We start from the raw sequence: 19412 nt of genomic DNA, 5'->3' as shown, positions 1-19412 counted from the left end.
TTGCAGCTTCAAGCGAAATCAATCCATCAATAACCGGGCGGGATGCAGGGGATCTCGTGCAACCGTCCCCCCGGCAAAGCACCTCGCAACGCAGGCAAAACCGGCGGTATGCCGAGCCTGGACAGGGGTTTGTGCGCCCCGCCCACCCGGGGGCGACGCTTACACTTCTGCGCCTTGGCCGGCGGCTTGCTTGTAGCTTCCCGTTCACAGGACCAAAACGATCAATCAAAGGAGTCGCACCGTGGATCTGCGTTGGGAAATTCTGGCCGGTTATGGCCCGCTGTTCATCGAAGGCGTGGCCATGACGGTCAAGCTGACGGTGGTGGCCATCATCGCGGGCATGGCCCTGGGCGTGGTGTTCGGGCTGGTGAGTGCATCGCGCGACGCGCCGCCGCCACGCTCGGCCTTCTGGGCTCTCGTGCTCAAGGTGGTGCGCGGCTTCACCGTCGGCTACGTGACCTTCTTCCGCGGCACGCCACTGTTCGTGCAGATCCTGCTGGTGCACTTTGCGCTGATGCCCGCGCTCATCCACCCCGAAACCGGCCTGCTGCTGGCCGGCGAGGCGGCGCGCACCTTCCGCCAGGAACACGGTGCGTTTTTCTCGGGCTGCCTGGCGCTGAGCCTGAATGCGGGCGCCTACATCAGCGAGATCTTCCGCGCCGGCATCCAGAGCATCCACAACGGCCAGACCCAGGCCGCCTACAGCCTGGGCTTCACCCACGCGCAGAGCATGCGCTTCGTGGTGCTGCCGCAGGCGTTCCGGCGCATGCTGCCGGCGCTGGTGAACGAGGCGATCACGCTGATCAAGGACTCGTCGCTGGTCTCGGCCATCGGCCTGGCGGAGCTCGCGCTGGCCGCCCGCACCGTGGCCGGTGCCTACTCGCGCTACTGGGAGCCGTACCTGGCGATCTCGGTGGTGTATCTGGCGCTGACGCTGATCCTCTCGACCCTGGCCCAGCGCCTGGAAGCGCCCGCCCACCAGCGCGGCCGGTAGACCGTGGTCGCCCCTGGGCCGAGCGCCGGGCCGCTCCCAAGCCGGCCCAACCCCCTCGGGGGCGTTCGCCGTATCCGGCGAACGGTGGCAGACGTCACCCCCTGGGGTGATGGTGCGCGTGCAGCACCTTGAGCCGCTCGCGCGCCACGTGGGTGTAGATCTGGGTGGTCGAGATGTCGGCGTGGCCCAGCAGCATCTGCACCACGCGCAGGTCGGCGCCGTGGTTGAGCAGGTGGGTCGCGAAGGCGTGGCGCAGCGTGTGCGGTGACAGCGGTGCGTTGATGCCCGCCAGCAGCGCGTACTTCTTGACCAGGTTCCAGAACATCTGCCGCGTCATGCCGGCGCCGCGCACCGTGACGAACAGCTCGTTGCACGGGCGCGGCCCGAGCAGCACTGTGCGGCCTTCCATCAGGTAGCGCTGCAGCCAGTCATGCGCGGGTGCACCAAAGGGCAGCAGGCGTTCCTGGCTGCCCTTGCCATGCACCAGCAGCACCATCTCGGCCAGGTTGAGTTGCAGGGTTTTGATGCCCACCAACTCGCTCACGCGCAGGCCGGCGCCGTAGAGCAGCTCCAGCATGGCGCGGTCACGCAGCCCGAGCGGGGTGGTGACGTCGGGCGCGGTCAGCAGCGCCTCGACCTGCGCCTCGCTCAGCGAGTGCGGCAGGCGCTCGGGGTTGCGGGCGGCGTCCAGGCGCAGCGTGGGGTCGTGCGCGCAGAGCGACTCGCGCAGCGCCCAGCGGAAAAAGCGCTTGAACACCGTCAGCCGCCGGTTGGCGCTGCTGATCTTGCCGTGCTGGTCGAAGCGCGTTGCCGCATAGGCGTTGAGGTTTTCTTCCTGCAGCGCCAGCAGCGCCGGGGCATCCTCGGTCTGCGCCCAGACGGCCAGCGCCTGCAGGTCGCGCCGGTAGGCTTCGAGCGTGTTGGGCGACAGGCCGTCCTCCAGCCACAGCGCGTCCAGGAAGCGCTCGATCACGCCCTGGTCGCGCGTGGCGTCCGGGGCGACCAGGGGCGCGTCGACCTCGCTCATGCCCTTCAATCCAGCTTGAGCTTCTGGCGTTCGACCACGCTCTTGTAGACCTCGAATTCGGCCTTGATCTGCGCCGCAAACTGCTCGGGCGTGTTGCCCACCAGCACCGAGCCGGTGTCCTCGATGCGCTTCTTCACCGCCGGGTCTTCCAGCGTCTTCTTGACCGCCGCGTTGACCTTGTCGACCACCTCGCGCGGCAGGCCCTTGGGGCCTTGCAGGCCGTAGAAAGCCATGCGGTTGACGGGCTCCAGGCCCACTTCCTTGAAGGTCGGCACATTGGGCAGCACCGCCAGGCGCTGGGGCGCGGCCACCACGATGGCGATCAGCCGGCCGTCCTTGATGAAGGGCAGCGCCGAGGGCAGGTTGTCGAAGATCATCGGCACCTGGCCGGCGACGGTGTCATTGAGCGCCGGGCCCGCGCCGCGGTAGGGAATGTGGGTGACGAAGACGCCCGCCAGGCTCTTGTACAGCTCCATCTGCAGGTGACCGATGCCACCGGTGCCAGAGCTGCTGAAGCTGTAGCGGCCCGGGCTTTTCTTCAGGATTTCGACGAAGCTCTTGTAGTCGCGGCCCAGGAAGCTCGGGTGCACCGCGATCACGTTGGGCGTGGCGGCGATGTTGATGATGGGCGTGAAGTCGGTGATCGGGTTGTACGGTGTCTTCGGGTTGATGGCCGGGTTGGCTGCCGTGGTCGACACCGTGGCCATCACCAGCGTGTAGCCGTCGGGGGCGGCCTTGGCGACCGCATCGGCGCCGATGATGCCGCCGCCACCGGCGCGGTTCTCCACCACCACCGTCTGGCCCAGCACGGGCCCGAGCTTCTCGGCCAGCACGCGGGCGACGATGTCGGTGGTGCCGCCGGGCGCAAACGGCACCACCAGGCGCACCGGGCGCGACGGATAGGTGTCGGCACGGGCGGCCAGCGGCAGCACCGCCAGGGTGCTCAAGGCGGTCGAAGCCGCTGCCAAGGCAAGAACAGAACGACGCTGCATGAGGGTTGACTCCGGGGTGTGGGCCGTTGAATCCGGCGTGGGGCTGAGGGTGACTGCATGCTAGCCGCTGCGGGCACTGCACTGGCAGCCGTTAAGCTCGCCGCCCATGCTGAACCACGCCCTGCTCCTGCTGCCTGATTTTCTGCTCATCGTGCTGGGCTTCCTGATCTGCCGCTACACCGCGCTCGACCGCGCCGTGTGGGCCAGCGTCGAGCGGCTGGTGTACTGGCTGCTGTTCCCGGTGCTGCTGTTCGGCTCGATCATCAAGACACCGCTGGCGCTGGGTTCGAGCCTGCAGCTCGGGCTGGGCGGCATCGCGGTGTCGGTCTGCGGTTTTGCGCTGGCGACCGGGCTGCGCTGGTGGCCGGGGGTGGACGCGAGGCTGCAGGCCTCGGGCGCGCAGGTGGCGTTCCGCTTCAACAGCTATGTGGCGCTGGCGCTGGCCGAGCGGCTGGGCGGCTCGCAAGCGGTGGCGTGGATCGCGCTGCTGCTGGCGCTGTGCGTGCCGCTGTGCAATGTGGGCGCGGTGTGGTCGCTGGCGCGGCACGGCGGCCACCACACCGGGCGCGAGTTGCTGCGCAACCCGCTGATCATGGCCACGCTGGCCGGCCTGCTGTGCAATCTGGCCGGGCTGAAGCTGCCCGAGATGGCCGCCATCACCCTCAACCGCATCGGCAGCGCCGCGCTGCCCTTGGGCCTGATGGCGGTGGGCGCCGGCCTGCAGCTGGGCGGCATGGCCAAGGCGCCCAGGCTGGCGACCGCGCTGCTGGCCATCCGCCATGCGGCGCTGCCAGCCATCGGTATCGGCCTGGGCTTGCTGCTGGGGCTGCCGGCCGGCCAGGCGCAGGTGCTGGGCGCGTTTGCTGCGCTACCCACCGCGTCGAGCTGCTACGTGCTGGCCGCACGCATGGGCGGCGACGGGCCGTATGTGGCCGGACTGGTGACGGCGTCGACGCTGCTGGGCATGGTCAGCGTACCGGTGGTGATGGTCGTACTGGCCGGGCTGCAGTGAACCAGATCGCCTGATGCGCCCGACCAGCCAGTGGCTTACGCCGCCACGATCAGGCCGCGCCCTGCCGCACCCGCCACCACCTTGAGCGACCTGGCCGTGCTGGCCGTGTAGCTGCGGCTGCCGATGGTGTCGACAAAGACCCAGTCCGCCCGGCACTCGGTGGCCGTGGCCGTGAGCACCATGTAGCCGCGCCGCGAGGTGTCGCAGTACTTGAGGCGCGGTATCAGCGCCTGCAGCGAAGCCGCCAGCGTGACCGGCGGCTCGCTGGGCAGGTACTCCTCGAAGCCCGGCGACGTGACCGACGAGGTGGCGAACTCCACGCCCACGGCGTTGCCGGCCATGTCCTGCAGCTCGTTGGCCCAGGCGTTGTGGGTATCGCCCGACAGCACCACCAGGTTCTTGCCCAGCGCGCGCGACGTGGCCAGCACGGTTTCGCGGGCGACGTAGTAGCCGTCCCAGGCGTCGAGGTTGTACGGAATGGCCGGCTGCGCCAGCGCGGCCTGCTCGGTGGCCGTGAGCGTGGCAGGCGCCAGTTGCGCCTTGGTGGCGAGGGCGGCGTACTGCGTCACCGTGACACCGGTGCCGGGCGCGATGGTTTCAAGCAGGATCGGCGCCGGAATGTTCATGCGCCCCATCAGCACCTGCTGGCCCAGCACCTGCCAGGTGGCGGTGGACGCGCTCAGCTGGCCTTGCAGCCAGGTGGTCTGCGTGCTGCCCATCAGCTGGCGCGCCGGCTGGGTCAGGGCGGTGGTGAAGGCAGCGCTGTCGAAGCCGCCGGCGGTGAAGTAGTTGGCGTAATCCAGCGGCTGGTCGCGCCCGACCACGCGGGTGTCGAGCATGTGCAGCGCCAGCAGGTTGCCGAAGTCGAAGCTGCGGTAGAGGACATCGGGCGTCGCGTTGCGGGTGGGCATCCACTCGTGATACGCCTTGAGGGCCGCCGCCTTGCGCAGCGCGAAATCACCTTCGGTGGCGGGTGTGTGGTTGTCGGCGCCGCCGGTCCAGGTGTCGTTGGCGATCTCGTGGTCGTCCCACACCGCGATCATGGGCGCGGCGGCGTGCAGCGCCTGCAGGTCGGCATCGCCCTTGTACTGGGCGTGGCGGCTGCGGTAGTCGGCCAGCGTCAGCGCCTCGGTGCTGGGGGCAGACAAGCGACCGAGCGCGGCGGCGTTGGCCGAGGCGTAGCCGCCCTGGCCGTACTCGTAGAGGTAGTCGCCCAGGTGCACGGTGGCGTCCAGGTCGTTGCGCTGGGCCGCGTCGGCGTAGACGTTGAAATAGCCCGCCGGGTAGTTGGCGCACGAGAACACCGCCAGCTTGACCTGCTCGACATGATTGACGCTGCTACCGCTGGGCAAGGTGCGGGTGCGGGCGGTGGCCGTGGTCGCCGCATAAGCCTTGAAGCGGTAGAAGTAGCCGGTGGCCGGCTGCAGGCCAGTGGCGTCGACCTTGACGGTGAAGTCCTGCGTGGCCATCGCCGTGGCGCTGCCCTGGGCGACCAGGGCCGAGAACGCGGCGTCTGCAGCCACCTCCCAGCGCACCGGAATGTCGGCGCTGCTGCCGGCGGGCGGCGTGACGCGGGTCCAGAGCATGACGCGGTCGCTGAGCGGATCGCCGCTGGCCACGCCATGAACAAAAGTCACGGCGGGATCGTTGCTGCCCTCACGGCCATCACCCCCGCCGCAGGCCGCCAGCGGCAACACACCCACGGCACCGGCACCCAGCGCCAGCTGGCGGACGAAGTCACGCCGGCCCGGCGTGGCGTGCTGGGCCACTTCACGCAAGGGATGGGTCCAGGGGCGCAGCAGGCGTTTCATCATGATGGAGGGGTTCGCGTTCGTGGATGAGCGGCAGAGCATCGCAGGCGGGCGTGACAGCGGCGTGATCCAGCGCCCAGCCGATGTGCTCGGCCACCAGCGGCGACACCGGCTGCGCCGCCCTCAGCGCCGCGGCGTAGACCGTGTCACCCGTCTGCCGCCACGCGTTACCCAGCGCCACCGCCAGGTTGCGCTGCCAGCGCTCGAAGCCGATGCGGCGGATCGGGCTGCCCTCGGTGCGACGCAGGAACTCGGCCTCGTCCCAGGCCCACAACTGCAGCAGCGTGGCGTGGCCGAGCGGCGCGCGCACGTCGAAATCGGGCAGCACGCTCACCTGCGCGTACTTGTTCCACGGGCAGACGGTCTGGCAGTCGTCGCAGCCGTAGATGCGGTTGCCCAAGAGCGGGCGCAGTTCCAGCGGAATCGGCCCGGCGTGCTCGATGGTCAGGTAGCTGATGCAGCGGCGCGCATCGAGCCGGTGCGGCGCCACGATGGCCTGCGTCGGGCAGACACTGAGGCAGGCGCTGCAGGCGCCGCAGTGGGCGCTGACCGGCGGCGTGACCGGCAACGGCAGATCGATGTAGATCTCGCCCAGGAAGAACATCGAGCCGGCCTCGCGGCTCAGCACCAGCGTGTGCTTGCCGCGCCAGCCCTGGCCGCTGCGGCGGGCGAGTTCGGCCTCCAGCACCGGTGCCGAATCGCAGAACACCCGGTGGCCAAGCGGGCCGATGGCTGCGGCAATCCGGTCGGCCAGTTGCTGCAGCCGCTGGCGCAGCACCTTGTGGTAGTCGCGGCCCCGGGCGTAGAGCGAAATCACCGCCTCGCCGGGCTGCTGCAGGCGGGCGGTTTCGTGCTCGCGCCAGTCGGCTGGCGTTGCCTTGGGCAGGTAATCCATGCGCGCGGTGATCACCCGCAGCGTGCCCGGCACCAGTTCGGCCGGCCGGGCGCGCTTGAGGCCGTGGCGGGCCATGTAGTCCATCTGGCCGTGAAAACCGGCCGCCAGCCAAGCGAGCAGGCCGGGCTCGGCGTCGGCCAGATCGATGCCGGCCACACCGATCTGGGAAAATCCCAGCACCCGGGCCCACTCACGCACCTGCGGGATCAGCGCCTGCAACTCGTCGGGGTGGGCGTGGGGCGCATCGGCAGGAGTTGTCATCACGTGATTCTAGAAACCCAGACCCTGAACTGGCCCGACGAGGCCGCCTGCGCCGCCACGGCCCAGGCCCTGGCGCGCCAGCCGGAAACACGCCTGGCCTGCCTGGCCCTGCACGGCCCGCTGGGCGCCGGCAAGACCACCTTCGTGCGCCACCTGCTGCGCGCGCTGGGCGTGGAAGGCCGCATCAAGAGCCCGAGCTACGCCATCGTCGAGCCCTACGAGCTGACCGACGCCACTGGCGCGCTCACGAACGTGTGGCACTTCGACTTCTATCGCTTCGGCGACCCACGCGAGTGGGAAGACGCCGGGTTCCGCGAGCTGTTCGCCAGCCCGGGCCTCAAGCTGGTCGAGTGGCCCGAGCGCGCCGCCGGCCTGATGCCCACGCCCGACCTGGACGTGCAGCTGGAGCCGGCGCTGGACGCCAGCCGCCGCGTCGTGCTGCAGGCCCGCACGCCGCGGGGCGCCCGGCTGTTACAGGCCGCGCAGCCCGGCGCGCTAACCTTGGCACCATGAAAGCCCAACCCGCTGCCCGCCGCGCCTGGCTCAAGCAGGCCGGCGTCTGGTGCCTGACACTGGCGGGCGCCGACCTGGCCTGGGGCGCCAGCCTGGTGGCCGTGCGCGTCTGGCCGGCCGCCGACTACACCCGCGTCACGCTCGAAGCCGATCAGGCGCTCACCGCCACACACTTCACCGTCGATGAGCCGCCCCGGCTGGTGATCGACATCGACGGACTCGAACTCGGCCCGCAGCTGCGCGATCTGGTCGCCAAGGTCGGCAGCGACGACCCGCACATTGCCGGCGTGCGCCTAGGCCAGACCCAGCCGCGCCGGGTGCGCATGGTGTTCGACCTCAAGCAGCCCAGCACGCCGCAGGTGTTCGCGCTGGTGCCGATTGCGCCCTACCAGCACCGGCTGGTGTTCGACCTGCGCCCCAGCGCCGACCCCGACCCGCTGCTGGCGCTGGTGCGCGAGCGCGAAAAAGCCCTGCGCGCCAGCCCGGTCGCCGACGAGGCCACCGCTGGCGACACCGGCGCCGCAGGCCGCGCCGCCTCGGCGGTGGAAGACGCGCTGGGCGAATTCATCGGCCGCATGGACAGCGCGGGCCACCGCCTGCCGGCACCCACGCTGCCGGCGCCCGTCACACCCCCCCTGCCCTCGGCCAGCAGGCCCACGCCCACGCCCTCCCCTTCCATCGCTGCCGCCCCCGGCGTGCAGGCCGGCCCCGCGCTCACGCCTGGCCCGCGCCCACCATCGGCCGCCCAAGGCGCACCGCAGACCCGTGCGGACCTGGGCCGCCCGGGCGTGGACCGGCTGATCATCGTGGTGATCGATCCCGGCCACGGCGGCGAAGACCCCGGCGCCATCGGCCCCAGCGGCCTGCGTGAGAAAGACGTGGTGCTGCAGATCAGCCGTCAGCTGGCCGAGCGCCTCAACGAGCGCCCCGGCATGCGCGCCGTGCTGACGCGCGACGCCGATTTCTTCGTGCCGCTGCACGAGCGCGTGCGCAAGGCGCGCCGGGTGCAGGCCGACCTGCTGATCTCGGTGCACGCCGACGCTTTCTTCACGCCCGAGGCGCGCGGCGCATCGGTGTTCGCGCTGTCGGACTCGGGCGCCACCAGCGCCGCCGCGCGCTGGATGGCCAAGCGCGAGAACCTGTCCGACGCCATTGGCGGCATCGCCATCAAGGCCGAGGACAAGACCGTGCTGCGCGCCCTGCTCGACATGAGCACCACCGCGCAAATCAAGGACAGCCTGCGCCTGGGCCGCGAGCTGCTGGGCCACATCGGCCGCGTCGGGCGGCTGCACAAGACCAGTGTCGAGCAGGCCGGCTTCGCGGTGCTGAAGGCGCCCGACGTGCCGTCCATCCTGGTCGAGACCGCCTTCATCTCCAACCCCGACGAAGAAGCCAAGCTGCGCGACGAGGCCTATCAGGCCCGGCTGGTGCAGGCGCTCTACACCGGCATCGTGCGCTACTTCGCCCGCAACCCGCCGCTGGCACGCAGCCGGGTGGCGAGCTGAACCGCAGTCAAGGCAGGCGTCAGAGCTGGGGTGGGCTGTCGATGACGATGGCGCGGAAGTCGTTCACGTTCGTCAGCGTCGGCCCGGTGATGACCGAATCGCCCAGCGCCTGGAAGAAGCCGTGGCCGTCGTTGCGGTCCAGGCTGGCGCGCGGGTTGATGCCCAGCGCCCACGCGCGGGCCAGCGTGTCGGGGCCGATGCAGGCGCCGGCGATTTCCTCGATGCCGTCCACGCCATCGGTGTCGCCGGCCATGGCGCTCACGCCGGGCAGGCCGTCGAGCGCCACCGCCAGCGCCAGCAGGAACTCGACGTTGCGCCCACCACGCCCGTCGCCTTTGATCGTCACGGTGGTCTCGCCGCCCGAGAGCAGCACGCAGGGCGGCGCAAACGGCTGGCCGTGCATGACCACCTGGCGGGCAATGCCGGCGTGGACCTTGGCCACGTCACGCGCCTCGCCTTCGAGGCTGTCGCCCAGGATGTAGGGCGTGTAGCCCGCTTGGCGCGCCACCTGCGCAGCGGCTTCAAGTGCCATTTGCGGCGCGGTGATCAGGCGGGTGTCGCTGCCCGACAGCCGCACGTCGCCCGGCTTGACGGTTTCGCCCGCGCCGCTGGTCAACAGTTCGCGCACGGCGGGCGGCAGGTCGATGCGGTAGCGGTCGACGATGGCCAGCGCGTCAGCGCAGGTGGTCGGGTCGGCCACGGTCGGGCCGGAGGCGATGTCGATGGGGTCATCGCCCGGCACATCGGAGATCAGCAGCGTCAGCAGTCGCGCCGGATGGCACAGCGCACCGAGCCGGCCACCCTTGAGCGCCGACAGGTGCCGGCGCACGCAGTTCATCTCCGAGATGCTGGCGCCGCTCTTGAGCAGTGCGGCATTGACGGCCTGCTTGTCGGCCAGCGTCAGCCCCTCGGCCGGCGCGACCAGCAGCGACGAGCCGCCGCCGGAGATCAGCGCAATCACCAGGTCGTCTGCCGTCAGGCCGCTCACGAGGGTGCGGATGCGCTCGGCCGCGTGCAGCCCGGCCGCGTCGGGCACCGGGTGCGCGGCCTGCACGATCTCGATGCGCTGGCACGGCACGTCGTAGCCGTAGCGGGTCACCACCAGGCCTTCGAGCCGCTCCAGCGGGCCGGGCCAGTGCGCTTCCAGCGCCTGCGCCATGGCGGCCGAGGCCTTGCCCGCGCCGATGATGATCGTGCGGCCTTTGGGCAGATCCTCCCGGCGCGGCAGATGCGGCGCCAGGCACAGCGCCGGCTGCGCGGCGGCGATGGCCGTGTCGAACATGGCGCGCAGCAGGGGGCAGTGTTCAGGCAGGGACACGTTCTGCACCTGGTGACAGTGTCAGGGCCGGCTGGCCGCCTCGATCGCGGCCGAATTGCGCCGCGCCCGCCAGGCACCGAAGATGGCCAGCACGCCCGGGATAATGATCATGGCCCAGATGATGTTCTTCAGATTGGCCTGGACCCAAGGCACCTCGCCGAAGAAGTAACCCGCCAGCGTGAGGCCCACCACCCACAGCAGCGCGCCGGTCACGTTGAAGATGATGAAGCGGAAACGGGTCATCTCGGCCACGCCCGCGACGAAGGGCGCAAAGGTCCGGATGAAGGGCATGAAGCGCGCCACGATGATGGTCGGCCCGCCCCAGCGTTCATAGAAGGCGTGGGCCTCGTTGAACGCCCGCTTGTTGAACCAGCGCGACTGCTCCCAGCCGAAGACCTTGGGCCCCAGCTTACGGCCGATGGTGTAGTTGAGCTGGTCGCCCAGCACGGCGGCCGTCAGCAGCAGCGCGATCGTCAGCGGCAGATCCATCAGGCCCAGGCCGCAGAGCGTGCCAACCACGAACAGCAGTGAGTCGCCGGGCAGGAAGGGCATCACCACCACGCCGGTCTCGACGAAGATGATGGCGAACAGCAGCGGATAGATCCACGCACCGTACTGGGTCACAAACTCCACCAGGTGGCGGTCCACGTGGAGGATGAAGTCGATCAGGGTCATGAGAAAGTCCATGGCGCAGGATTATCGGCGCGGCCCGCGACAGCGCAGCGACACCTGCCCCGCACGCCACGGGGCGATTCCTACAATCCTTGGCATGAATCCGGATGTTGTTGATGCCCCCCGCCGCCGCGCCATTCTTGAGCTGCCCGATGAACTGGTGAGCCAGATCGCCGCAGGCGAGGTGGTCGAGCGCCCGGCCTCGGTGGTGCGTGAGCTGGTCGACAACGCGCTCGACGCCGGCGCACACCAGATCACGGTGCGGCTGTCGGCCGGGGGCGTGCGCGCCATTCTTGTCGAGGACGACGGCTGCGGCATTCCCGCCGACCAGTTGCCGCTGGCCTTAAAGCGCCACGCCACCAGCAAGATCGGCTCGTTGAGCGACCTGGAGCAGGTCGAGACCATGGGCTTTCGCGGCGAGGCGCTGGCGGCGATTGCCTCGGTGGCCGAGGTCAGCGTCACCAGCCGCACCGCCGACAGCGCGCAGGCCAGCCGCCTCGACGCCCGCACCGGCGAACTGGGCGCGGCGGCCCGTGCCGTCGGCACGACGCTGGAGGTGCGCGAGCTGTTCTTCAGCACGCCGGCGCGGCGCAAGTTCCTCAAGAGCGACGCCACCGAGCTGGGCCACTGCCTGGAAGCGGTGCGCCGCCACGCGCTGGTGCGGCCGGACGTGGGCTTTGCGGTCTGGCACGAAGGCCGGCTGGTCGGGCAGTGGCGCGCGGCCGAGCCCGAACAGCGCCTGCGCGACGTGCTCGGCGAAGACTTCCTGCGCGACAGCCGCGCCGTCAACGCCCAGGTCGGCCCGCTGCGGCTGTTCGGCCGCGTCGGCCTGCCCGAAGTGGCCCGCGCGCGCGCCGACCTGCAATACACCTACGTCAACGGCCGCTACGTGCGTGACCGCCTGATCGGCCATGGCGTGCGCTCGGCCTACGAAGACGTGCTGCACGGCCAGCGCCAGCCCAGCTATGTGCTGTTCCTGGCGATTGCGCCCGAGCGGGTCGACGTCAACGTGCACCCGACCAAGATCGAGGTGCGTTTCCGTGATGGCCGCGAGGTGCATCAGGCTGCCCGCCGTGCGGTCGAAGCCGCGCTCGCCCTGTCGCGCAGCGCTGCACCCGAACCGGGCCGCGCGGGCGAGCAGGCGCTGGCGCAGCAGGAAGCCGTCGACGCATCCAGCGCCGCACCCGGCACCGCCCTGCCCTGGCGCCCCGAACCCGGCCTGACGCCCACGCAAGGCCGGCTCGCACTGCAGCAGGCCAGCCAGCTGTTTGATCGGCCACTGCCGGCAGCACCGGGGTTCGGCGCGGCATCAACGCCGCTACAGGCCGCCGAGCCGCGTCACGACTACGCGCCCGCCCCATCGCCCGGAGACGACTGGCCGCTCGGCCGCGCGCTGGCGCAGCTCGGCGGCGCCTATGTGCTGGCCGAGAACCGGCACGGACTGGTGATCGTGGACATGCACGCCGCGCACGAGCGCATCGTCTACGAACGGCTCAAGCAGGCCATGGCGCAGCGCCGGGCCGAAGCGGCAGCCGATGGCGAGGCAGCCCCCGGCCTGGCGAGCCAGCCGCTGCTGATTCCCGCCACCTTTGCCGCCACGCCCAACGAGATCGCCACCGCCGAAGCGCAGACTGCGGCGCTGGCCGAGTTGGGGCTGGACGTGGCGCCACTCTCGCCCGGCGTACTGGCCGTGCGCGCCCAACCCGCCGCGCTGCGCAACGCCGACCCGGTCGCGCTGGCCCGGGCCGTGCTGGCCGAGCTGGGCGAAACCGACGCCAGCGCGCTGGTCCACCGTGCCCACGACGAGATCCTGGCCACCATGGCCTGCCACGGCGCCGTGCGCGCCAACCGGCGCCTGACGATCGAAGAAATGAACGCCCTGCTGCGCGACATGGAAACCACCGACCGCGCCGACCTGTGCAACCACGGCCGCCCGACGTGGCGTCAGGTCACGCTGCGTGAGCTGGATGGGTTGTTCTTGCGGGGACGGTAGGAAAGCCTACCGTCCCCTCAAATATCCAGCAGCGTCCGCACCTCATCGAGGCTGGTCAGGCCGGCGACCATCTTTTCGACCGCGTCCTGGCGCAGCGTGCGCATGCCATCTTTCATGGCCTGGCGCTGCAGGTGCCAGGCAGGTGCGCTGGCACGGATCAGGCGGCGCAGTTCGCGGCTCATGGGCATGAGTTCGTGCACCGCCATGCGGCTGCGCAGGCCGGTGTGGTGGCAGCGTTCGCAGCCGGAGCCGTGGTAGCGGCGCAGGCGGCCGTCGCGGCCGTATTGCTCGATCCAGCGGGCGCGCAGCGCGGTGCGTTCGGGGTCGGCGTCGACCAGCACGGCGCCGTGCAGATAGCCGTCAAGCCATTCGTCGACCTCGGTGTCCTTGGCCGAGCGGCTCATGCGGCAGCCGCTGCACAGGCGGCGCAGCATGCGCTGGGAATGCACGCCGATCAGCGCGTCCGCCAGATCCCACGCCGGCAGGCCCTGGTCGAGCAGGCGCATCACGGCATCACCGGCGTTGCGCGCGGCCATGCCGGCCAGCACCAGCCGGCCCTGCAGCGCGGCTTCGAGCGCCAGGCGGGCGGTGGCCGCGTCGGCGATGTCGCCCACCATGATGACGTCGGCATCCGTATGCAACAGGCTGCGCAGGGCCTGTTCGGGGTTCTGGCCGAGGCGGCGGTTGACCTCCATCTGGCGCAGGCCGGGCTGGGTCAATTCGATGCGGTCTTCCAGCGTCCAGAGCCGGCGCTCGGGCTGGTTCAGCCGCGCCAGCGCCGCATGCAGCGTGGTGGTGCGGCCCGAGCGCGCCGGCCCCACGCACAGCAGCAGGCCGGCGGGCCGCTGCAGCAGGTTCTTGTAGGTGGCCAGTTCGGGCGCGGCCAGGCCGATCTTCTCCAGCGCCAGCGGCTTGAGCCGCATCGGCAGCGCCAGCACCACGTCTTCGAGCCCGCCGTGGGTCGGCAGGGTCTGCACACGCAGGTCGATGCGGTGCTGCGGCAGCAGCCGCCCGAATGCCAGCCGGCCCTCCTGCGGCCGGCGGGTGTCGCTGGCCTCCAGGTCGGACAGCGCCTTGATGCGCGCCAGCAGCGGGCCGCGGTAGGCCGCCGGCAGTTGGCCGTGCGGCTCCAGCCGGCCATTGAGGCGCAGGCGCAGCTGCAGCGGCGCGTCGGCGCTGGCGGCTTCGATGTGGACGGCGGAGGCGCCCCGCTCGATCGCGTCCAGCACCAGCCGGGTCAGCGCCTGCAGCACGGGGCTGTCGGTGCGGGCGGCAGGCTGCATCGGAGACACGTTGCTGGTGGGGTTGGCCGTGGGCGGATGGGCGGGAGGATTCGCAGCGAGGGGCAGCGGCGCGGGAAAGAGCGCGCGCGAAGGATTGTCCTGAGCGGATTCCGCTTCCAGCTCTGCTTCCGGCGCTGCTTCCGGCGCCGCATCGAGCTGCGCATAGGCCCGCTCGATGGCGGCGGCCAGATCACCGCTGCCCACCAGCGCGGGCGCCACCGGGCACTGCGCCAGCGCCTGCACCGCCGTCAGGGTGTCCTGCTGGCTGGGGTCGGCCAGGGCGAGCACCAGGCGCTCGCCGCCGCGCATCAGCGGCAGCACGTGCAGGCGGCGGGCCTCGTCGAGCGGCAGGGCGCGCAGCGCGGCGGGCTCGATCGGAAAATTCGTCACGTCCACCACTGGAAAACCGAGCTTGCGCGCCAGCGCGATGCGCACCTGCTCGGCCGACACCAGGCCGCTTTGCTGCAACACCTCGCCCAGCGGCTGCTGGCGCTCGCCGGTCTGCTCGTGCAGCGCGTCCTGCAGCTGTTCTTCATTGAGAAAACCCAGCGCCACCAGCGCCTCGCCCAGCCGCATGCGCGGCATGCGCGCCTGCCGGTCCAGCGCGGCAAACAGCTGCGCCGGCGTGACGACCTGGCGCGCCAGCAGGCGCTCGCCCAGCTTCTGCTGGCGCTGCTGCTGCTGGAGTTGCAGGCCTTGCTCGATCTGTTCGGCGGTGGCCGCGCCTTCCATCAGCAGCACGCCCAGGCGCTCGCCCAGGTCCAGCCGCTCGATCATGGCGCGCGGCACGAAAGAGCGCCGCACCGAGCCCGGCGCGTCGTGCGGCTCGAACAGAAACACGCCGGCTTCAGTCTCGACCGGCGCAATCGTGCGGCCGTCCAGGCTGGCGCCGCCGATCAGTTGCACGGCGTAAGGCTGGCTCGGGTAATGCGCCAGCAGTTGCGAGGCGGCGTCGCCCTGGGCATCGGCCACCAGCGCGGCCGTCAGTGGCGCCAGCGGGCGCTGCAGCGTGAGGCGGCGAATCTGGCTGACGCGCAGCAGCACAGGCCGGCGCTCGGGCGGCACCTGCACCCGCACCAGACCCTGCACCGGGTCCAGGCTGAGCAGCAGGCCCGACAGCAGCTCACCACTGCTGCGCTCGACCGCGCACGGCTCCGGCTCGCGCAGCGGCGTGGGCAGCGGATAGGCGGCCAGCGGCGGTGTCGGCCACGCAAAAGCCGCCACGCCCTTGGCGGGCGACAGCGGCTGCCAGGTCAGCTGGACGACGGGCGCAGACACCGGCTCAGGCACTGGCTCGGCAGGCGGCAGCGAAGGCGACGGAATCGGGGAAAACTTCAACTCGGGCATGGTGCATCCTGGGCGCAGACGGGTGGCCGATCCGGGAGATGCGGCCCTCTGATCCTAGGCCGCCCGCCCAAACCTTAAACCCGAAAAAGCGCACCCAAAATGCACCAGCTGTGCGGAAACCCGCCGCCGATCAATGCTTGGATCAGTGGTTGTTCGAGCCCCGGTGCGCCCAGCCCGTGGTGCGCTGCTCGACCACCGAGAACAGCTCATACATCACCATCGCCATCGCACCCACCACCACCAGGCCGGCAAACGCCAGGCCCATCTGCATCGAACTGCCGGCGCTGATCAGCAGGTAGCCGATGCCCTCGTTGGCCGCCGTCATCTCACTGACCGTGGTGCCCACGAAGGCCAGCGTGATCGCCACCTTCAGCGAGCCGTAGAAGTACGGCAGCGAGCGCGGCAGGCCGACCTTCATCAGCACGTCCCAGCGCCGCGCCCCCAGCACGCGCAGCACGTCTTCCAGCTCAGGCTCCAGCGTGGCCAGGCCGGTGGCGATGTTGACCATGATCGGGAAGAAGCTGATCAGGAAAGCCGTCAGGATCGCCGGCCCCGCGCCAATGCCGAACCACACCACCAGGATGGGTACGAAGGCCGCCTTGGGCAGCGCGTTGAAGGCCGTCATCAGCGGGTAGACGGCGGTGTAGGCGATGCGCGAACTGCCGATCAGGAAGCCCAGCAGCACGCCCACCACGATGGCCAGGCCGAAGCCGGCCATCGTGACCCAGAAGGTGCGCCAGGCGTGGCCGGCAATCGTGCTGCCATGCTCGACCAGCGAGCGCGCAATGGCGGCCGGGCTGGGGAAGATGAACTCCGACACGTTCAGCCCCGTGCACAGCAGCTGCCAGACCAGCAGCGTGAACACCAGCAAGATCCAGGGCGAGGCCCTCTCCAGGCTCTTGTTCTTCATTGCGCAATCTCCACGGGCTTGCCGCCGGGTGCGGTGGCGGGTTGGCGCATGGCGCCGATGTGGCCGCGCAGTTCATGCACGATCTGCGTGAACGCGGGCGTGTAGGTCACTTCCAGATCGCGCGGACGCGGCAGGTCGATCTCGCGCCGCACCACGAAGCGGCCCGGGCTGCGGCTCATCACGTAGACCGTATCGGCCAGGAAGACGCTCTCGCGCAGGTCGTGCGTGACGAGGATGACGTTGAACTTCTGCGCCGCCTGCAGGTCGCGCAAGGTGCACCACAACTCCTCGCGCGTGAAGGCGTCTAGCGCACCGAAAGGCTCGTCCAGCAGCAGCATCTTGGGCTCGTGGATCAGCGCGCGGCAGATGCTGGCGCGCTGCTGCATGCCACCCGACAGTTGCCACGGGAACTTGTCCTCGTAGCCACCCAGGCCGACGCTCTGCAGCAGCTTGCGCGCCTTCTCCTGGTATTCGGCCTTCTTCTGCTTGAAGCTGGAGCGATACGGCTCGACGATCTCCAGCGGCAGCAGCACGTTCTCCAGCGTGGTACGCCACGGCAGCAGGCTCGACGCCTGGAAGGCCATGCCGGTGATCTTGAGCGGGCCCTTGACCTCCTGGCCGCCGATGATGACCGTGCCCTTGCTGGGCCGCTTCAGGCCGGTGGCCAGCTTCATGAAGGTCGACTTGCCGCAGCCCGACGGGCCGACGATGGCGATGAACTCGCCCTCGTTGACCTTCAGGTTGATGTCCTCGACCGCGTACTGGCCCTGAGCTTCCAGCTCGTCGTTGTAGGCGAGCCAGACCTTGTCGAAATCGACGAATGAACTCATGTCGCGACCCTCACTTCTTGGGGAAGATGGCGCGCTCGGCAGCGCCGGGCAGGTAGCTGCCGTTCCAGACCGCCGCAGCGTTGACGCGCTCCTTGGTCGCGAAGGCGTCCGACACCTGGCTGGCCATCAGCGACAGGCGCGGGCCCTTGACCTCGCCAAAGCCTTCGGCGCGGGCGTCAGGCGTCAGCACGCTGGCGTCCAGCGCCAGGTTCAGGCGACGCAGTTCCAGGTCGGCGTTGATGATGCCGTCACGCTCCTTGACGTTGGCGATGGCGCTCTTCGGGTCGGCGATGACGTCTTTCACGCCCTTGGTGAAGGCGCGCAGAAAGGCTTTCACGGCCTCGGGGTTCTTCTTGAGGAAGTCCTCGCCCACGATGATGGCGTTGCCGTAGAGCTTGACGCCGAACTGCGGGAACGGCATCACCACCACGTCTTCGGCCTTGATGCCGCGCGCTTCCAGGTTGAGCAGCGAGGTGAACGAGAAGCCGGTGATGGCGTCCACGTCGCCGCGCACCAGCATGGTTTCGCGCAGCGGCGGGTCCATGGCGGTCCAGGCGACGTTGCCGATGCCGTTCGCCTTGGCGAAGATCGGCCAGGCCTTGCGGCCGGCATCGAACACCGGCGCGCCGAGCTTCTTGCCGGCCAGATCAGCCGGGGTCTTGATGCCCGACTTCTTGAGCGCCAGCACCGCCGCCGGCGTGTTGTTGTAGACCATCATCACCGCCACCGGCTTGTTGGGCGCGGTGGGGTTGTTGGCGTGGAACTCCATCAGCGCCGCCAGATCCGCCAGACCCATGTCGTAGCTGCCCGAAGCCACCCGCGTGACCGTGCCGCCCGAGCCGTTGCCGGCGTCGATGCTGACGTTGAGCTTCTCGGCCTTGAAGTAGCCCTTGGCCGCTGGCGTCACGAACAACGCCGCCGGGCCTTCGAAGCGCCAGTCGAGCTGGAACTTGAGCGCAGTTTCCTGCGCCTGGGCAGGCAGCACGGCGCCCAGACTCAGGGTGGCCGCCATGACGGCAGACAGGGCAAGCGCGGCGCGGCGGGTGGTCAGGCAGGTAGGCATCGGACAGTCCTTGGAGGTGGGGGTGGGGGTGATGGAGCGTTCTTGACTCAGAAGTGGTATTCGAGCTGTGCCTGGGCCGCGTTGACCTTGGTGCCCGTGCCCGGCTGGTTGCCGAACTTGTTTTTCCAGTACTCGTAGCCGATGCCCGCCCACAGCGTGTTCTTCTTGTCGAAGGCGAGTTGGCCGACGTCAAGCATCACCGAGGTGCGCATCAGCGTCTCGGGCGCGGTCTTGACGTTCTGGTAGTCGAGGCCCTTCTCGGCGGTGTAGTTGATGAAGCCCTGGAACTTCATCGGCAGGCCGGCGGGCTGGAACGGAATGCCCCAGCTGGCGCTGAGCATGGTGGTGTCGTCGAAGCGGATGTCCGAGCGGATCGTGCCGGGAATGCCGCGGTGATTGCTCTCGCGGTAGTACAGCAGGCTCACGTCCAGGAAGCCGGGCACGTTGAACTTGAGGGTCGGGCCGAACACGGCAGCGCGCTTGCGCGGCGCGAAGGTGGTGTCCTTGCTATTGAGGTCCACGCCGGCCGTCAGCGCGACGTCCCGCAACGGACCGAAGGCGGTCGGCAGGCCGGTGGTCTTGCCCAGCGACACCTGGGTGCGGTAGAGCACGTAGATTTCCTGTGCACCGGCCGTGGAGTTGTGCGCACGATCCGCCTTGTCGGAGATCAGCGTGTCGACGTTGAAGTAGTTGCTGCCGTACTTGTAGCCGCTGACGTGCGTGAGCTGGAGGATGTTCTTTTCGATGTTGTTGGGGTTGTTCGGCTCGCGGAAGGTAGTGCCGTGGCGGTAGCCGATAAAGGTGTCGCTGAAGTCAGCAGCAGACGCGCCGCCGGCGCTGAACGCGGTCAGGAAAACGGCCGCCGTGGCGGTGAGTCGAAATGCGGTGGAAGTCATGAAGGGCTTGTCCTGAAAAGGTGAAGTCACGAAACGAGGGTAGGAACCGAACGGGTTATTGCAAACCGTATGCCACCCTGTATGCAATCC

16 protein-coding genes are annotated in these 19412 nt (G+C 69.7%); 5 read left to right on the top strand and 11 right to left on the bottom strand.

Annotated elements, in window-relative coordinates; genetic code table 11:
• Positions 1-241: 241 nt before the first annotated feature.
• Complete coding sequence (locus AC5IG3_RS08115) at positions 242-994, top strand: amino acid ABC transporter permease (protein ID WP_491905786.1); 753 nt, start codon at positions 242-244, stop codon at positions 992-994.
• A 94-nt stretch (positions 995-1088) separates the two neighbouring features.
• Here the strand turns inward: AC5IG3_RS08115 and xerD are convergent, their stop codons facing one another.
• Together xerD and AC5IG3_RS08105 are read right to left on the bottom strand one after the other, a co-directional pair.
• On the bottom strand, positions 1089-2021 hold the full coding sequence (gene xerD / locus AC5IG3_RS08110; protein WP_491905785.1) for a site-specific tyrosine recombinase XerD: 933 nt from the start codon (positions 2019-2021) through the stop codon (positions 1089-1091).
• 5 nt (positions 2022-2026) lie between these two features.
• Entirely contained in the window at positions 2027-3013 is a 987-nt protein-coding gene (locus AC5IG3_RS08105) for a tripartite tricarboxylate transporter substrate binding protein BugE (protein WP_491905784.1), read from the bottom strand.
• 109 nt (positions 3014-3122) lie between these two features.
• On the opposite strand from AC5IG3_RS08105, the gene AC5IG3_RS08100 reads away from it, so the two are divergent.
• Positions 3123-4025, top strand: a complete 903-nt coding sequence (locus AC5IG3_RS08100; protein ID WP_491905907.1) for an AEC family transporter — start codon at positions 3123-3125, stop codon at positions 4023-4025.
• A 35-nt stretch (positions 4026-4060) separates the two neighbouring features.
• Here AC5IG3_RS08100 and AC5IG3_RS08095 read toward each other — a convergent pair whose 3' ends face one another.
• Both AC5IG3_RS08095 and queG read right to left on the bottom strand, forming a co-directional pair.
• Positions 4061-5839 (bottom strand): alkaline phosphatase D family protein, encoded by a 1779-nt coding sequence (locus AC5IG3_RS08095; RefSeq protein ID WP_491905783.1) that lies wholly within the window; start codon positions 5837-5839, stop codon positions 4061-4063.
• Positions 5796-6929 (bottom strand): tRNA epoxyqueuosine(34) reductase QueG, encoded by a 1134-nt coding sequence (gene queG, locus AC5IG3_RS08090; protein ID WP_491905906.1) that lies wholly within the window; start codon positions 6927-6929, stop codon positions 5796-5798. Before queG ends, AC5IG3_RS08095 begins: the two co-directional genes overlap by 44 nt.
• A gap of 66 nt (positions 6930-6995) precedes the next feature.
• Here queG and tsaE point away from each other — a divergent pair, with 66 nt between their 5' ends.
• Both tsaE and AC5IG3_RS08080 read left to right on the top strand, forming a co-directional pair.
• Positions 6996-7505 (top strand): tRNA (adenosine(37)-N6)-threonylcarbamoyltransferase complex ATPase subunit type 1 TsaE, encoded by a 510-nt coding sequence (tsaE, locus tag AC5IG3_RS08085; protein ID WP_491905782.1) that lies wholly within the window; start codon positions 6996-6998, stop codon positions 7503-7505.
• On the top strand, positions 7502-9010 hold the full coding sequence (locus AC5IG3_RS08080) for an N-acetylmuramoyl-L-alanine amidase (protein WP_491905781.1): 1509 nt from the start codon (positions 7502-7504) through the stop codon (positions 9008-9010). The genes tsaE and AC5IG3_RS08080 overlap by 4 nt, the downstream gene beginning before the upstream one ends.
• 19 nt (positions 9011-9029) lie before the next feature.
• Here AC5IG3_RS08080 and AC5IG3_RS08075 read toward each other — a convergent pair whose 3' ends face one another.
• Both AC5IG3_RS08075 and AC5IG3_RS08070 read right to left on the bottom strand, forming a co-directional pair.
• Complete coding sequence (locus tag AC5IG3_RS08075) at positions 9030-10292, bottom strand: glycerate kinase type-2 family protein (protein WP_491905905.1); 1263 nt, start codon at positions 10290-10292, stop codon at positions 9030-9032.
• 57 nt (positions 10293-10349) lie between these two features.
• Entirely contained in the window at positions 10350-11015 is a 666-nt protein-coding gene (locus AC5IG3_RS08070; protein WP_491905780.1) for a DedA family protein, read from the bottom strand.
• Between the two features lie 82 nt (positions 11016-11097).
• Here AC5IG3_RS08070 and mutL point away from each other — a divergent pair, with 82 nt between their 5' ends.
• Positions 11098-12993, top strand: a complete 1896-nt coding sequence (gene mutL, locus AC5IG3_RS08065; RefSeq protein WP_491905779.1) for a DNA mismatch repair endonuclease MutL — start codon at positions 11098-11100, stop codon at positions 12991-12993.
• A gap of 17 nt (positions 12994-13010) precedes the next feature.
• Here the strand turns inward: mutL and AC5IG3_RS08060 are convergent, their stop codons facing one another.
• The 5 genes from AC5IG3_RS08060 to AC5IG3_RS08040 all read right to left on the bottom strand — a co-directional run bounded on the left by AC5IG3_RS08060 (position 13011) and on the right by AC5IG3_RS08040 (position 19322).
• Positions 13011-15623: a GspE/PulE family protein gene (locus AC5IG3_RS08060; RefSeq protein WP_491905778.1), complete on the bottom strand. Its 2613-nt coding sequence runs from the start codon at positions 15621-15623 to the stop codon at positions 13011-13013.
• A gap of 142 nt (positions 15624-15765) precedes the next feature.
• Positions 15766-16533 carry an ABC transporter permease gene (locus tag AC5IG3_RS08055; protein ID WP_491905777.1) on the bottom strand — a complete coding sequence of 256 codons (768 nt, stop codon included), beginning with the start codon at positions 16531-16533 and terminating at the stop codon, positions 15766-15768.
• Positions 16530-17363 (bottom strand): ABC transporter ATP-binding protein, encoded by an 834-nt coding sequence (locus AC5IG3_RS08050; protein WP_491905776.1) that lies wholly within the window; start codon positions 17361-17363, stop codon positions 16530-16532. Before AC5IG3_RS08050 ends, AC5IG3_RS08055 begins: the two co-directional genes overlap by 4 nt.
• 10 nt (positions 17364-17373) lie before the next feature.
• Positions 17374-18375, bottom strand: coding sequence for an ABC transporter substrate-binding protein (locus tag AC5IG3_RS08045; RefSeq protein ID WP_491905904.1), 1002 nt, complete (start codon positions 18373-18375; stop codon positions 17374-17376).
• 98 nt (positions 18376-18473) lie between these two features.
• Positions 18474-19322 carry a hypothetical protein gene (locus AC5IG3_RS08040; RefSeq protein ID WP_491905775.1) on the bottom strand — a complete coding sequence of 283 codons (849 nt, stop codon included), beginning with the start codon at positions 19320-19322 and terminating at the stop codon, positions 18474-18476.
• Positions 19323-19412 lie beyond the last annotated feature (90 nt).

The sequence above is a fragment of the Leptothrix sp. (in: b-proteobacteria) genome (assembly GCF_965250675.1).
Lineage (GTDB): Bacteria > Pseudomonadota > Gammaproteobacteria > Burkholderiales > Burkholderiaceae_C > Sphaerotilus.
The sequence above is the reverse complement of the archived record's forward strand: the minus strand, read 5'-3'. Positions and strand labels throughout refer to the sequence as shown.

Coding starts and splice junctions, on each gene's coding strand:
- xerD (WP_491905785.1), bottom strand. CDS start 2,021: ATGAGCGAGGTCGACGCGCCCCTGGTCGCCCCGGACGCCACGCGCGAC.
- AC5IG3_RS08105 (WP_491905784.1), bottom strand. CDS start 3,013: ATGCAGCGTCGTTCTGTTCTTGCCTTGGCAGCGGCTTCGACCGCCTTG.
- AC5IG3_RS08095 (WP_491905783.1), bottom strand. CDS start 5,839: ATGATGAAACGCCTGCTGCGCCCCTGGACCCATCCCTTGCGTGAAGTG.
- AC5IG3_RS08080 (WP_491905781.1), top strand. CDS start 7,502: ATGAAAGCCCAACCCGCTGCCCGCCGCGCCTGGCTCAAGCAGGCCGGC.
- AC5IG3_RS08075 (WP_491905905.1), bottom strand. CDS start 10,292: ATGTTCGACACGGCCATCGCCGCCGCGCAGCCGGCGCTGTGCCTGGCG.
- AC5IG3_RS08070 (WP_491905780.1), bottom strand. CDS start 11,015: ATGGACTTTCTCATGACCCTGATCGACTTCATCCTCCACGTGGACCGC.
- mutL (WP_491905779.1), top strand. CDS start 11,098: ATGAATCCGGATGTTGTTGATGCCCCCCGCCGCCGCGCCATTCTTGAG.
- AC5IG3_RS08060 (WP_491905778.1), bottom strand. CDS start 15,623: ATGCCCGAGTTGAAGTTTTCCCCGATTCCGTCGCCTTCGCTGCCGCCT.
- AC5IG3_RS08055 (WP_491905777.1), bottom strand. CDS start 16,533: ATGAAGAACAAGAGCCTGGAGAGGGCCTCGCCCTGGATCTTGCTGGTG.
- AC5IG3_RS08050 (WP_491905776.1), bottom strand. CDS start 17,363: ATGAGTTCATTCGTCGATTTCGACAAGGTCTGGCTCGCCTACAACGAC.
- AC5IG3_RS08045 (WP_491905904.1), bottom strand. CDS start 18,375: ATGGCGGCCACCCTGAGTCTGGGCGCCGTGCTGCCTGCCCAGGCGCAG.
- AC5IG3_RS08040 (WP_491905775.1), bottom strand. CDS start 19,322: ATGACTTCCACCGCATTTCGACTCACCGCCACGGCGGCCGTTTTCCTG.